The following is a 14636-nucleotide window of genomic DNA, read 5'->3' as shown; positions in this document are numbered from 1 at the left end:
CGGTGCGCGTGAGATGAGAGCCGGGCGCGCGTTCATGCGGCGCCGGGCACGCGTGCGGAGCACTCGAGTGCGTCGAGTGGTCGAAGTCGGTGTGGCGCTGTGTATACCGCCGGTGTGGAACAACTGGGTTCTGCCTGCCCTCGGTCTGCCTCTGCGCGGACGATCGGTGGCCAACGTGCTGTTCGCCGGCGCGTACACCGGGGTGTTCAGTGGTCGCCCGAACTGGTTGTCCGCCAGCGGTTTACGGTGGGGTCTCGGTAGTTCTGCGGTGGTTCTCGCGGGTTACGGCGTGGTCTTGGCCGTTCCGGCACTGCGCAAGTTGCCCGCCGAAGTCGCGGTGCGCGTCCCCGACACCTCCACCCTCGAATGGATCGCCGTCCACATTCCCGTCGGCACGGTCCTGGCCGAGGAAGCCGTCTTCCGCGCCACCCTCGACCCGCTCCTCGATTCCCGCGGCTGCCCGCCCATCGTCGGCGCCGCCGACTTCGCCCTCTGGCACATCCACCCCGCCCGCACCGCGGGCGACTCCCTCCCCGTCACCCTGGCCGCGACCACCGTCGCCGGCCTGATCTTCAGCGCACTGCGCCGCCGCGCCGACAGCGCCACCGCCCCAGCCCTCCTGCACCTCACGATCAACGCGGGCGGCGCCCTGTTGCCGACCCTGGCCACCTACGTCGAGACCCGACTTGCCGCTGGATCAGGCATCGGCCGGCTGCGAGGCCCGCTGACCATCCAGCCCTAGAGGCGGCCGCGATGTCGCGGACCGCGATGCTCGGGCGACGGTTTCGCCCTTCTCGGCGCGTCCGGCAACTCGGGGCATACGGTCTCTCGATTGCTGTCGGGGGCGGTCGGTAGCGTTTCACGTCATGGCTGGTCGGAATGTGGTCGATCCCGCTCAGGTGCGGGCGGCGGTGTTGGCGGTGGCGCAGTGGCTCGGGGACGAGAGTGTGCCCGCGCCGGGGCGTACGGAGTTGGGGGCGGCGGTGAAGGGGACGGCGCGGGCGTTGGCGGCGAGTGCGCCGGGGCATTCGGTGGAGGTGCGGGTGCCACCGTTCGTCGCGGTGCAGTGCATCGAAGGGCCTCGGCATACCAGGGGAAATCCGCCGAATGTGGTGGAGACCGATGCGCGGACGTGGTTGTTGCTGGCCACCGGGCTGCTGGAGTTCGACGATGCCGTGTCCTCGGGTGCGGTCTCGGCGTCCGGGACCAGGGCGGCGGAAATCGCCGGTTGGCTGCCGATCGTTCCCCTCCCGACGCCGCGCTGACGAGCCGCCCGCGCGGCTGACGGCTCAGTCGGAGTTGTTCTTGCGGTGCAGGCCCTTGTAGTCGTAGTAACGGGTGATGATCGTGCCCGCCACGACGGCGATCGCGATGCCGAGCAGTGCCATCCAGATGCCCCGATCGAGGCCGGCCGAGTAGTTCGCGTCGAAGTACAGGATCGAGCGCACGCCGAGGAACACCTGGTGCATCGGTTCGAATTCGGCCAGCCAGGACAGGTAGGTCGGGGTCGCCTCGATGGGCACGGTGCCACCCGAGGACGGCAGGCCGAGGATGACGAACAGCACCAGGTTCACCAGCAGACCCGCCGTGCCGAGTGCGGCCAGCGTCATCAGCGCCGTCCAGCCGACCGCGACCATGGCGAGCACCGAGTACAGGTACAGGGCGAGCGGATTGTCGATCGGCATGCCGACGAGCTTCGCCGCCAGCAGGAACACCGCCGAAACCACCACCGCGACAACCGTCGACACGCCCCACTTGACGAGCAGGGTGTGGAACCGGGAGATCGACGACGTCGGATAGTGCACGAACCACGGCCCGTACTCGGTTGGTACGAAACCGAACTGGGCGTCGACCATGGTGTGGATGACCATCGCCCCCACCATCCCCGCCAGCAGCAGGAGCAGGGCGAAGAAGAACGCCGTCAGGCCCTGACCGGTGCCGGGAGGCAGCGGTCGGTACTCCTGGGTGACGGTGTCGATGGGACTTTCGAGACTCAGCATCGCCGCACCGGAGATCTGCGGCGCGGGCGCGCCCTCCGGCGTCTGCGCGAGGGTGGCCTGCACCTGATCGACCAGCTGGACGCCGACCTGCTTGTCGACCTCGGCCAGCGCCTGCTCGCCGATCCGCTGCAGGATGGCGTCACCGTAGGCGCCCATGCGCGGATTGGTCTGCAGGGTGATGATGGGCTGTTCCATCTCGCCCGGCACGATCGAGCCCGCGCCGAGAATTCCCAGGCGTTTGCTGAAGTCGCCGGGGATGATGATCGCGCCGTACACCTGGCCGGTACGCAGCAACTGCTCGGACTCCGGCTTGCCGACCACCCGCAGGTCGATCTTGTCGGCGGGCACGTTCGCGACGAGCGCGTCGGTGACCTGCTTGCCGAAGTCGACCCGGCGGTGCTCACCACCGGTGTCGAGGACATCGCCCACATCGAGGTTCACCAGCGCGACCGGGAAATCGTGCAGATTCTTCTCCGGATCGGCCACATAACCCAGGTACATCACCCCGAGCAGGCCGGTGAGCACGGCGAGCACCAGTGTCGGGGCGAACACAATCTTGGCCCAGTGACGCCGAGGGCGCGTCGATGTGTCGAACATCGCTTCGCGGGCGGACGTCTTGCGGGAATCGCTCGGCGTCGACCTGGCGTTCTCACTGTTCGAACGCGATTCACCGGCTGCAACGTCTGCACTGTCGTCCGTCGTCACAATCGGCACGGTAACAGCTCGAAGCGGCCGATCAGCGTGTTCCGCGCGGAGATTGCTGCCGGGATGCGAGCACCCGTGGTACGCACCGGCAATTCACCCGTAGACTGACGAGTGCCCCCAGCCCGCCCGAACAGGGAGCAAACGGTGACCGACGCCGATCCGACGATCGACACAACATCCGCCATTTCCGACGAGCCCGAAAACGAGCCTCGCGAGGAGTGTGGCGTCTTCGGCGTCTGGGCTCCCGACGAGGACGTGGCCAAACTCACCTACTACGGCCTGTACGCGTTGCAGCATCGCGGACAGGAGGCGGCCGGTATCGCGGTCTCCGACGGTTCCCAGATCCTGGTCTTCAAGGATCTCGGCCTGGTGTCCCAGGTCTTCGACGAGCAGACGCTCGGCGCCATGCCCGGCCATATCGCGGTCGGCCATTGCCGCTACTCCACCACCGGTGGGGTCACCTGGGAGAACGCCCAGCCCATCTTCCGCACCACCGCCGTCGGCTCCGGCCTGGCGCTGGGCCACAACGGCAACCTGGTGAACACCGCCGAATTGGCCGGGCGCGCACGCGAACTCGGCCTGATCGGTGCGGGTGTGGTGAACGGTCGCCCGCAGATGACCGGTGCCACGTCCGACTCCGACATCGTCACCGCGCTGCTCGCGCACGCCTCGGCGGACTCGAGCATCGAGCAGGCCGCGATGGAACTGCTGCCGCAACTGCGCGGCGCCTTCTGCCTGACGTTCATGGACGAGCACACCCTCTACGCCGCGCGCGACCCGCACGGTGTGCGTCCGCTGGTGCTCGGCCGCCTCGATCGCGGGTGGGTCGTCGCCTCGGAGACGGCCGCGCTCGATATCGTCGGCGCCGCCTTCGTCCGGGAGATCGAACCGGGCGAGCTGCTCGCCATCGACTCCGACGGTGTGCGCTCGCTGCGCTTCGCCAACCCCGAACCCAAGGGTTGCGTCTTCGAATACGTGTACCTGGCGCGCCCCGACACGACCATCGCTGGTCGTTCGGTGCATTCCACCCGCGTGGAGATCGGCCGCAAACTGGCCAAGGAGAGCCCGGTCGAGGCCGACCTGGTGATCCCGGTGCCCGAGTCGGGCACGCCCGCCGCGGTCGGCTACGCCCAGGGCTCCGGCATTCCGTACGGCCAGGGCCTGATGAAGAACGCCTATGTGGGCCGCACCTTCATCCAGCCGAGCCAGACCATCCGTCAGCTCGGTATCCGGCTCAAGCTCAACCCGCTGCGCGAGGTGATCCGCGGCAAGCGGCTCATCGTCGTCGACGACTCCATCGTGCGCGGCAACACCCAGCGCGCCCTGATCCGGATGCTGCGCGAGGCCGGTGCGCTCGAGATCCATGTGCGCATCGCGTCGCCGCCGGTGAAGTGGCCGTGCTTCTACGGCATCGACTTCGCCTCGCGCGCGGAGCTCATCGCCAACGGCGCGGGCGGTTCCGACGACAGCTACGAGGCGATGGTCGAGAACGTCCGCCGCTCCATCGGTGCCGATTCGCTGGGCTACATCTCCACCGAGGGCATGATCGCGGCGACCGAGCAGCCGGCCTCGCGGCTGTGTACCGCCTGCTTCACCGGCGAGTACCCGATCGAGCTGCCGCAGGAGGCCGCCATCGGCAAGAACGTGCTCGAGGGGATGCTGTCGGGCCAGTCCGAGGCCGCGCTGCTCGGCGGCAATGTGAACGTCGACGCGCTCAGCCGCCCATAACCCATCCGCACAAGGGACCGGTCAGGATAAACCTGATCGGTCCCTTTTGTGTTGTGTACCTACAATTTTCCGGCCTATCCGAATTACGTAAGATTTGTTCATAACATCCGCGTAATTTTTCGCTCGATTTGAAACTGGGCGGTAATGGTTCGCCTGTACGGTCCCTCGTTATATCGCTAGCTCACCGCGTCGTCGCCGCTCCCGTGATCCGGGTGCGGCGACATCGCGGCGTTCGAGAATGGGACCTGATGTTGAACAGTGCAAAGAGCGCTCGCAAGAATCGCGCGAAACAAGCTGCGGCAGTGGGTGTTGCGGCTGTTGTCGCCGCCTCGCTTGCGGCCTGTGGGTCGGGACGCACCGATGACGCGGGCTCCGGCGCGGGGCTGGTCGTCGGCACCACGGACAAGATCTTCGCCCTCGACCCGGCCGCGGCCTACGACAACGGGTCGCTGCTCGTGGAGAACCAGATCTATTCGTATCTGCTGAACTTCGCACCCGGCGATACCACGCCCAAGCCGGATGCGGCGGAGAAATGCGAATTCACCGCACCGACGGTGTATACCTGCAAGATCAAGTCGGGTCTGAAATTCGCCAACGGTAATCCGTTGACCGCCAAGAGCGTCAAGTTCTCCTTCGACCGCATGGTCGCGATCAACGACCCGCACGGTCCCGCCGCACTGCTCGGCAACCTCGACAAGACCGATGTGGTCGACGATCTCACCGTCGCGTTCACCCTGAAGGTCGCCAACGATCAGACCTTCCCGACGATCCTGCCCACCCAGGCCGGACCGATCGTCGACGAGAAGGTGTTCCCGGCCGACAAGGTCGCCACCGACGAGGAAGTCGTTGCCGCCAAGGGCTATTCGGGCCCGTACACGATCAGCACCTACGACAAGAACAAGCTGGTCGAGTACAAGGCCAACGCCGACTACAACGGCATCCTCGGTAAGCCGAAGAACGACTCGGTCTCCACCAAGTACTACGCCACCTCCGACAACCTGAAGCTGGACCTGCAGAACGGCGCCATCGACGTCGGCTACCGCTCGTTCACGCCGACCGATATCGACAGCCTGCGTGCCGATTCCAAGGTGAAGGTCACCGACGGGCCCGGTGGCGAGCTGCGCTACATCGTGTTCAACATGAACACCATGCCGGGCAACACCCCCGAGCAGAAGCTGGCCGTGCGCAAGGCGATGGCGTCGTCGGTGGACCGCGAGGCGCTGGCCGCCGGTGTGTACAAGGGCACCTACCAGCCCGCGTACGGCTATGTGCCGCAGGGCATGATCGGCGCGGCCGAGCCGTTGAAGGACCTCTACGGCGCCAAGCCCGACAAGGACAAGGCGGCGAAGTTCCTCGCCGACGCGGGCGTGGCCACCCCGGTGACGCTGAACCTGCAGTACAACCCCGACCACTACGGCTCCAGCTCCTCGGAGGAGTACGCGGCGGTCAAGTCCCAGCTCGAGGCGTCGGGCCTGTTCAAGGTGAACCTGCAGTCCACCGAATGGGTCACCTACCAGAAGGAACGCGCCTCCGACGGCTACCCGATGTACCAGTTCGGCTGGTACCCGGACTTCCCGGACGGCGACAACTACCTGGCCCCGTTCTTCGGCCCGAACAACTTCCTGCAGTCGCATTTCGAGAACCCGGGCATCAACGCCCAGCTGACCGCCGAGCTCACCGAAGCCGATCCGGTCAAGCGGGTGGAGCTGATCAAGAAGATCCAGGCCGACCTGGCGCAGAACCACCTGCCGACGCTGCCGCTGCTCTCGGGCAAGCAGGTCGCGGTGTCCAAGCCCGGTGTGACCGGTGTGGATGAAACCCTCGACGGCTCCTTCAAGTTCCGGTTCACGGTACTGAGCAAGTGAGTGACGTTCCCGTTGCGCCCGGATCACCGGTCCGGGCGCAACGTTTCGGGTGGATGCGCGGCGGGGGTTCCCGCCAGGTGGCTTTGCTGCGGTACCTGCTGATCCGGCTCCTGCTGATCGTGCCGACCGCGTGGTTGCTGGTGACAGTGGTGTTTTTCCTGATGCGGGTGATCGGTGACCCCATCAGCGCGGCCATGGGTGGCCGGTTGACCCAGGATCAGATCGAGGAGCGCAAGGATGCGGCCGGGCTGAACCGGCCGATCCTGACCCAGTACTGGGAGTACATCACCGGGTTCCTGCGCGGTGACTTCGGGCGGACCCAGGACAACGAGGCCATCGCCGATGTGGTCGTCACCTACGGTGCGGCCACCTTCGAGCTGGTGTTCTGGGGACTGCTCGTCGCGTTCGCGGTCGGTATCCCGCTGGGCAGATACGCTGCGACACACCGGGATACGCCTGCCGACGCGGTGCTGCGGTTCTCGGCGGTGCTCGCCTACGCGGCGCCGGTGTTCTTCGTCGGCATGCTGCTGAAGCTGGTCTTCTCGGTGTGGCTGGGCTGGTTCCCGGTCGGTGGCCGGGCCAGTACGGATGTGGAGCTGGCGCTGCAGCACGTGTCGCCGAAGACGAACATCCTGTTCATCGATTCGATTCTCTACGGCGAACCGTCCTATGTGCTCGACGTGCTCGAACACGCGGTGCTGCCCGCGGTGGCGCTCGGCCTGCTCACCGGCGGCATCTTCCTGCGGCTGGTCCGGGTGAACCTGATCCAGACCCTGCGTAGCGACTATGTCGAGGCGGCGCGGGCGCGCGGGTTGTCCTCGCGGGTGGTCACCGGGCGGCACGCGGTGCGCAACGCGCTCATCCCGATCATCACGGTGATGGGCATGTGCATCGCGATGATGCTCGGCGGCGCGGTGCTCACCGAGACCACGTTCGAATGGAAGGGCCTCGGCTATCAGCTCGCCGAATACCTGCGGGCCCGTGACTTCATCGCGGTGCAGGGCATCGTGGCGTTCATCGCACTGCTCGTCGCGGTGATGAGCTTCCTGGTGGATGCCGTTGTCGCACTGATTGATCCGAGGGTGAGGTTCTGATGGCAGTCACGAAACGCAGGCTGCCCGGCACCGAATTGTTGTCGAAAACCGTTGGGATGCAGCGGGTCACGCTCATCACCGGGTTGATTCTGGTGGCCGGATTCGTGCTGGTCGCGGCCTTCGCGCCGCTGCTCGCGCCCTACGATCTGGCGCAGAACACCTCCGATGGTGTGGCTTTCGCATCGCAGCAGGGACCGTCGGCCGAGCACTGGTTCGGTACCTCGGTGCGCAGCGAGGACGTGCTGTCACGGGTGCTGTTCGGCGCCCGCACCGCGCTGCTCGTCATCGCGATCGCGGTGACGCTGTCGCTGCTGATCGGGGTGCCGCTCGGGTTGCTGTCGGGCTACGTGGGCCGGTGGGTCGACCGGGTGCTGGTGATGGTGATGGATGCGATCTACGCGTTTCCGTCGCTGCTGCTCGCCATCGTCGTCTCGATCGTCATCGCGGGCGGCACGTCGAGCAGCTTGGGCGGCATGTTGTCGGCGGCGATCGCCATCACCGTTGTGTATGTGCCGCAGTACTTCCGGGTGGTGCGCAACGCGACGGTGGCGGTGAAGACGGAACCGTACGTGGACGCCGCGCGGGTGACCGGTGCGTCGACGGCACGAATCATGTTCCGCCACATCATGTCCAATGTCACCGGTTCGCTGCCGGTGATCGTCACCATCAACGCGGCCGATGCCATCCTCACCCTCGCCGCGCTCGGCTTCCTCGGGTTCGGCATCGAACCCACCCAGGCCGCTGAATGGGGTTACGACCTGAACAAGGCGCTCAACGATGTGTCCAACGGGATCTGGTGGACCTCCATCTTCCCCGGCACCGCCATCGTGCTCGTGGTACTCGGCATGACCCTGGTCGGGGAGAGTCTCGACGAATCGCTGAATCCGCTGCTGCGTACCAGGCGTGCGGTCACTTCGAAGGAGTCCGTCGATGAGTGAGAAGACTGCCGCACTGGCCGTTTCGGGCCTGTCGGTCACCTTCACGACCGACGCGGGCCCGGTGAACGCGGTACGCGACGTGTCCTACGAGGTGTTTCCCGGTGAGGTGCTCGCCATCGTCGGCGAGTCCGGGTCGGGCAAGTCGGTGAGCTCACGCACCGCGATCGGGCTGCTGCCGCAGTCCGCGTCGGTGCGCGGTCTGGTGACCATCGGCGATCGACCGGTCACGTCGATGACCGAGAAGCAGCTCACCGCCCTGCGCGGCGGTGCGGTGTCGATGGTGTTCCAAGAGCCCGCCCGGGCGCTGGACCCACTGTTCACCGTCGGGTTCCAGATCTGTGAAGCGCTGCGCGCGCACAGCGGGATGAGCCGGAAGGACGCCAAGGCCAAGGCCGTCGAGTTGCTACGCCTGGTCGGGCTGCCCGATCCGGAGCACCGGGTCGACTACTACCCGCACCAGCTGTCGGGCGGGCAGAAGCAGCGCGTGATGATCGCCATCGCCATCTCGTGCGAACCCAAGGTGATCATCGCCGACGAACCGACCACCGCGCTCGACGTGACGGTGCAGGCCGAGATCCTCGAACTGCTGCGTGATCTGCGCGACCGGCTCGGCAGTGCGATCGTGCTCATCACCCACAACATGGGTGTCGTCGCCGATCTGGCCGACCGGGTGGTGGTGATGCGCGCGGGCGAGGTGGTCGAACAGGCGCCGGTGCACGAACTGTTCGCCAGCCCCAAGGCCGAGTACACGCGGGCGCTGCTCGACGCGGTTCCGCACCTGGGGTCGGCGACGGCGCGGCCGGAGCCGGACCGGACCGTCGAGCCGGTGCTCGACGTGCGCGACCTGGTCGTCACGTTCCCGGGGCCGTTCGGCAGGCCGCCGTTCCGGGCCGTCGACAAGGTGAGCCTGCAGATCCGGCCGGGGGAGACCCTCGGCCTGGTCGGTGAATCGGGCTCGGGCAAGTCGACCATCGGACGGTGCGTCGCCGCTCTACAACGGCCGACCGAAGGTCACGTGCTGATCCGCGGCCAGGACATCGCGGGCCTGTCCCCGCGCAAGCTGCGGCCGATCCGGCGCCGCTTCGGGTTCGTGTTCCAGGACCCGGCGGGCTCGCTCAATCCCCGGATGACCGTCGGCGAATGCGTCGCCGAACCGCTGCTGGTGCACGGGGTCGGTGACAAGGCGAGCATCCGGGAACGGGTGCGGCACATGCTCGACGACGTCCACCTGCCCGCGGGCACCGAGAACCGGTACCCGCACGAACTGTCCGGCGGACAGCGTCAACGCGCCAGTCTGGCCCGTGCCCTCGTCCTCGACCCCGACCTGCTCGTCGCCGACGAACCGACCAGCGCCCTTGACGTCTCGGTGCAGGCCGCGGTCCTCGAGCTGTTCGCCGAACTGCAGCGCGGCTGCGGCTGGGCATGCCTGTTCATCAGCCACGACCTCGCCGTCGTCGACCAGCTGGCCGACCGGATCATGGTGCTGCGCGACGGAACCTGCGTCGAAGAAGGCGACAACGAACAGATCCTGCGCAATCCCCAGCACGACTACACCCGCCGGCTCGTCGCGGCCGTTCCCGTCCCCGACCCGGTGGAACAGCGGCGCCGTCGTACCGAACTGGCCACCGGCTGAGGCCGGCCGTCGGTAACCGCACCGAGCGGCCCGCGGGTGGGGCGAGTCCACCACCCGCGGGCCCGCGTTGTAAGTGCGAGGAGCCGGACGGCGGGGGGACTGGCGGATCACTTAGAGTTAACAGGCATCTATCCGCCGATTCGGTTTGGAGCTTTCCCCACAATGACTGAACAGACACCCAGCGGTGCAGGCGCTTCCTACGCCGCCGCGGGCGTGAGCATCGAAGCCGGTGACCGCGCCGTCGAATTGTTCGGACCATTGGCGAAGAAGGCCAGCCGACCCGAGGTGCAGGGTGGGATCGGCGGATTTGCCGGACTGTTCGCGCTCAAGGGCGGGTACCGGGAGCCGCTGCTCGCCGCCTCCACCGACGGCGTGGGCACCAAGATCGCCGTCGCCCAGGCGCTCGACAAGCACGACACCGTCGGCCTCGACCTGGTCGCCATGGTCGTCGACGACCTGGTGGTGTGCGGTGCCGAACCGCTGTTCCTGCAGGACTACATCGCCATCGGCAAGGTCGTCCCGGAGAAGGTCGCCGAACTGGTCTCCGGCATCGCCGAAGGCTGCATCAAGGCGGGCTGCGCGCTGCTCGGCGGCGAAACCGCCGAACACCCCGGGCTGATGGACCCCGACGACTACGACCTGTCGGCCACCGGCGTCGGCGTGGTCGAAGCCGACTCCGTGCTCGGCCCCGACCGGGTGCGTCCCGGCGATGTCGTCATCGCGATGGGTTCCTCGGGTCTGCACTCCAACGGCTACAGCCTGGCCCGCAAGGTGCTGCTCGACATCGACCGCATGTCGCTCACCGGGCACGTCGAGGAATTCGGCCGCACCCTCGGTGAGGAACTGCTCGAGCCGACCCGCATCTACGCCAAGGACTGCCTGGCGCTGATCGCCGAAACCGATGTGCGTACCTTCTCGCACGTCACCGGTGGCGGTCTGGCCGCCAATCTGGCGCGCGTGCTGCCCGCCGGGCTGGTCGCCGAACTGGATCGCGGCACCTGGAATCCGGCGCCGGTGTTCAAGATGATCGCCCAGCGCGGCCGGGTCGAGCGGCTCGAGATGGAGAAGACGTTCAACATGGGCGTCGGCATGGTGGCCATCGTCGCCCCCGAGGACGCCGACCGTGCGCTGGCGGTGCTCACCGCCCGCCACATCGACTGCTGGACACTGGGTCAGGTCAAGAAGGCCGCCGACGCCGACGCGCCGCGCGCGCTGCTGCTGGGCGACCACCCCAGGTTCTGATCGTCCGACAACTCAGCCGGGTCGCGAACGCGCGGCCCGGCTTTGTCGTGTTCAGGGGTTTGCCGACGGCCCCGCACGGCTATCCGACAAAGGTAGGGTCCGCCGCCTCGAGGAGGTCGGGGTCTCGAGTCCGGCGAACACGACGAGCGTCCTGTGTGTGCACAGGACGCTCGTCGTGTATTCGGATGTTCGCCGTACTGCTGCTGCGAGCCTGCGACGTTGCGCGGAACAACGGCTGAAGGGGGAGGCCACCACGAGCCTCCCCCTTCACCGGCGTTCGGTCAGCGACGCCAGCTGTCGTAGTCGTCGTCCTCGTTGTTCCAACGGGACGGCGAATCATCCGCGTCGTGCTCGTCGGATAGCAAGCCGCCACTCCCTCGGGAGTGGAGTGGAGTGCTATCCGCCAGCTCGCGCTGAAGGCTCGCGAAGTCGGTCGGCGTGGAGCTGTACTTGAGCTCACGTGCGACTTTGGTCTGCTTTGCCTTAGCCCGGCCACGGCCCATGGCTGACCCCCTCGCGTCACTGCGGGGCGGCCTGGGGTTTGTTGGCGGCCCCGTTCGAATTAATACTCTTCCTGACAGACACTTTAGCGTGTGTCCGGCGGTCGCGCTCCCAGGAGTGGGTGAAGAGCTGTCGAACGGGTGTCAGAGCACTCCGGGGATCGCCCGGATCACCCCGACGCGGGCGTCGCCGCCGAGGACCGCGGTGGCCGCGAGGTCGGTGTGTTCGTCGGTCCAATCGATGCCGAGTTTGCGCAGAATTGCCAGCGTCAGGGGCATTCGGGCACGGTCGTGACCGTCGTCGATCTTGTAGGCGAACCCACGTCCGTCCGGGAGCGCACCCGCGTGCACGCCGTCGGCGCCGATTTTGCAGAAGAGTCCGGGCGTGGCCGACATCGCCTGGAGATCGGGCCCGTTCGTGCCGGAAATCACTCGCGGATTGCTCCGCACGGCATCGGCGATCCGGCGTTCGGCGGTGCCGGGCTCGGCGGTGGTGAACGCCGCGAAGGCGCGCGCCAGGTTGATCAGCGAGACGGGGACGATCGGCAGGCCGCAGCCGTCGATCCCCAGGTCGGTCTCGGGTTCGCCGGTGACGTCGGCGACGGTGGCGAGAACCGCCTGCTGCAGTGGGTGTTCGAGGTCGAGGTATCCGGTGCGCGGCCAGTCGTTGATCGCGCAGGTCGCCAGCATCGCGGCGTGTTTGCCGGAGCAGTTCATGTACAGCGGGCTGCGGCCCGCGCCGGTGATGGCGGCGGCGCGGGCGTTCTCCTCGAACGGCAGGTCGGGTGGGCAGGCGAGGTCTGCCGGGGTGTGGCCGAAGCGGTCGAGCAGCCGGGTGACCAGGGCGATGTGGTCGGGCTCGCCGAAATGTGAGGCGGTGGTGATGGCGAGTTCGTCGTCATCGACGGGGTCGAAGCCGTTGCGCAGCAGGGTGAGTGCCTGCATGGGCTTGTTCGTCGAGCGGGGAAAGATCGGGCCGTGCACCTCACCCAGCTCGACGGTCGGGGTGCCGTCGGCGTCGAGCACGACGACCGAACCCCGGTGCACGCACTCGCGGAAGCCGGACCGCACCACCTCGACAAGTTCCACGCTCACGCCCGGACCTCCACGCTTCGTTTCCTGTTGTGCCGGTCGATCTGCCTGCGGATGTCGTCGGAGATGGTCGGCTCCTCCGTGAGCAGCCGGGTGAGCAGTGCGGGATCGGCGCCGGTGAACAGGTCGCGCACGGTGATGCCGTGGGCCGGGACGTGCACCACCCGCACCTCGTCGCCCGCGCCGATCGTCCCCTCGGTGAGCACCCGGAAGTAGGTGCCGGTGTCGGCGCGCAGGGCGAAGCGTTTCACCCACTGCTTCTCGCCGGACCACTGCTGGAAGGTCGCGCACGGAACGCGGGGACCGCTCACCTCGAGCAGGGTGTCGCCGATCGCGAAGCGGGCACCGAACACCGCGTCGCTGAGTGGGAGGCCGGTCACCCGCAGGTTTTCGCCGAACCAGCCCGCGGGCAGATCGCGCTCGAGTTCCTCGGACCAGCGGAGGGCGTCTTCCTCGGCGTAGGCGTAGACGGCCTGGTGCACGCCGCCGTGGTTGACGGTGTCGCACACGTGATCGCCGTCGAGTCCGAGCGCACGCACCCCGACCCGACCGGCGACGGGCCGCTTGTCGATGGCGCTGCGGCCCACGCGGGTGCGCATCTCGAGTTCGGCGTGCACCACGCACACGGCCTCGACGCGGCCGGTGTCACCGGCGCGCAACTGCGGGCGGCTCATCGACCACGCAGGCGGTCGACGGCGGCGCGCCCGGCTTGCACGCCCTCCTCCGAGGGGACCGAGTCGGGATCGATGGCGGCGGCCATGGAACCGACCACCAGTTCGGTGCCCGCCGGGACGGAGCGTTTCACCAGGGCCAGCGCGATCGGGCCGAGTTCGTAATGGTCGACGACGGTACCGAGGCGACCGACGGTGCGCCCACCCGCGGTGACGTCGTCGCCGGTGGCCGGCCGTTCGTCGGCGGAACCGTCGAGGTGCAGCAGCACCAGGTTGCGCGGCGGTTTGCCCAGGTTGTGCACGCGCGCAACGGTTTCCTGGCCGCGATAGCAGCCCTTGTTCAGGTGCACCGCGCCCTGCTCCTCGACACCGCCGATCCAGCGGGCCTCGTGCGGGATGGTGCGCTCGTCGGTATCGATGCCCACGCGCGGACGGAGGGCGGCCACGCGCAGTGCCTCGTAGGCCCACATGCCCGCGGGACGGGCACCGGCCGAGGTGAGCTTCGTCCACCACGTGGCGAGGTCGGTGCGGGGGACGAGCAGGTCGAAGGAATCGCCGGGCATCCGGCGCAGGAACCCACCGCCGGGCAGCGCGACGGCCGCGTACAGCCCGGGCAGTTCGCCGAGGCCGAGGGCGGGGAGCAGCGTGTCGGTCTCCGGGCCGAGCAGGCTCAGGACGGCGAAATCGGCTGCCTCGGGTTTGGCGTCGGCCCAGAACACCATCTTCTGCAGGAAGCCGAGCAGCTCGGTGCCGTGCCCGCCCTCGGTGTCGAGCCAGAGGGTGCCGTCGAGGTCGGTGAGCACGAAGTGGTGCAGCACGCGGCCGTTGAGGTCCAGATCGAGTGATTCGGCGCTGTGGCCGTCGTGCAGGTTCGCGATGTGCTGGCTGGTGATGGTGTGCAACCAGCTCAGCCGCTCGGCGCCGGTGATGCGGGACACACCGCGATGCGACCGGTCGACCACGGCGACGCGCTGCGCGGCGGCCTTCTGCTCGCCGAACGGGTCGCCGTAGTGCCAGGCGACCGCGGCATCAGGGGAGCCCGGCGCACCCGCGACGGCGCCAGGGGTTTGGAGAACAGGACTGGGGGCGACGTCCACGGACACACCACCACTGTAGGCGTGTCCGCCCGCACGCGCCGAGGGTGGGCGGTCGCGCCGCGTCGGATCCA

Annotated in this window: 13 protein-coding genes; 8 read left to right on the top strand and 5 right to left on the bottom strand. The window is 67.8% G+C overall.

The window, feature by feature from the left end; genetic code table 11:
- Positions 1-76 precede the first annotated feature (76 nt).
- A complete protein-coding gene (locus LDL21_RS19900) occupies positions 77-742 on the top strand; it encodes a CPBP family glutamic-type intramembrane protease (RefSeq protein WP_225281292.1) in 666 nt (221 codons plus the stop codon).
- A gap of 124 nt (positions 743-866) precedes the next feature.
- Positions 867-1265: a sterol carrier family protein gene (locus LDL21_RS19895; protein ID WP_225281291.1), complete on the top strand. Its 399-nt coding sequence runs from the start codon at positions 867-869 to the stop codon at positions 1263-1265.
- 24 nt (positions 1266-1289) lie between these two features.
- Here the strand turns inward: LDL21_RS19895 and LDL21_RS19890 are convergent, their stop codons facing one another.
- On the bottom strand, positions 1290-2552 hold the full coding sequence (locus LDL21_RS19890) for a YhgE/Pip domain-containing protein (protein WP_225281290.1): 1263 nt from the start codon (positions 2550-2552) through the stop codon (positions 1290-1292).
- 297 nt (positions 2553-2849) lie between these two features.
- Between LDL21_RS19890 and purF the strand changes: the two genes are divergently transcribed.
- From purF to purM, 6 genes are all read left to right on the top strand, one after another.
- Complete coding sequence (gene purF / locus LDL21_RS19885; protein ID WP_181698707.1) at positions 2850-4433, top strand: amidophosphoribosyltransferase; 1584 nt, start codon at positions 2850-2852, stop codon at positions 4431-4433.
- A gap of 248 nt (positions 4434-4681) precedes the next feature.
- Positions 4682-6298: an ABC transporter substrate-binding protein gene (locus LDL21_RS19880; protein ID WP_225281289.1), complete on the top strand. Its 1617-nt coding sequence runs from the start codon at positions 4682-4684 to the stop codon at positions 6296-6298.
- 53 nt (positions 6299-6351) lie between these two features.
- Entirely contained in the window at positions 6352-7392 is a 1041-nt protein-coding gene (locus tag LDL21_RS19875) for an ABC transporter permease (protein ID WP_181698757.1), read from the top strand.
- Positions 7392-8330 (top strand): ABC transporter permease, encoded by a 939-nt coding sequence (locus LDL21_RS19870; RefSeq protein WP_225281288.1) that lies wholly within the window; start codon positions 7392-7394, stop codon positions 8328-8330. Before LDL21_RS19875 ends, LDL21_RS19870 begins: the two co-directional genes overlap by 1 nt.
- A complete protein-coding gene (locus LDL21_RS19865) occupies positions 8323-9963 on the top strand; it encodes an ABC transporter ATP-binding protein (RefSeq protein ID WP_225281287.1) in 1641 nt (546 codons plus the stop codon). Before LDL21_RS19870 ends, LDL21_RS19865 begins: the two co-directional genes overlap by 8 nt.
- A 162-nt stretch (positions 9964-10125) precedes the next feature.
- A complete protein-coding gene (gene purM / locus LDL21_RS19860) occupies positions 10126-11205 on the top strand; it encodes a phosphoribosylformylglycinamidine cyclo-ligase (protein WP_225281286.1) in 1080 nt (359 codons plus the stop codon).
- Positions 11206-11486: 281 nt separating this feature from the next.
- Here the strand turns inward: purM and LDL21_RS19855 are convergent, their stop codons facing one another.
- The 4 genes from LDL21_RS19855 to ygfZ form a co-directional block, all read right to left on the bottom strand.
- A complete protein-coding gene (locus LDL21_RS19855; RefSeq protein WP_084457250.1) occupies positions 11487-11708 on the bottom strand; it encodes a DUF3073 domain-containing protein in 222 nt (73 codons plus the stop codon).
- Positions 11709-11849: 141 nt separating this feature from the next.
- Positions 11850-12800, bottom strand: a complete 951-nt coding sequence (locus LDL21_RS19850; RefSeq protein WP_225281285.1) for an asparaginase — start codon at positions 12798-12800, stop codon at positions 11850-11852.
- Entirely contained in the window at positions 12797-13471 is a 675-nt protein-coding gene (locus tag LDL21_RS19845) for an MOSC domain-containing protein (protein WP_225281284.1), read from the bottom strand. The genes LDL21_RS19850 and LDL21_RS19845 overlap by 4 nt, the downstream gene beginning before the upstream one ends.
- A complete protein-coding gene (gene ygfZ, locus LDL21_RS19840; protein WP_225281283.1) occupies positions 13468-14571 on the bottom strand; it encodes a CAF17-like 4Fe-4S cluster assembly/insertion protein YgfZ in 1104 nt (367 codons plus the stop codon). Before ygfZ ends, LDL21_RS19845 begins: the two co-directional genes overlap by 4 nt.
- Between the last annotated feature and the right edge of the window lie 65 nt (positions 14572-14636).

The sequence above is a fragment of the Nocardia rosealba genome, assembly GCF_020216065.1.
Lineage (GTDB): Bacteria > Actinomycetota > Actinomycetes > Mycobacteriales > Mycobacteriaceae > Nocardia > Nocardia rosealba.
Note: the sequence above shows the minus strand (reverse complement) of the source record. Positions and strands in the feature narration are given on the sequence as shown.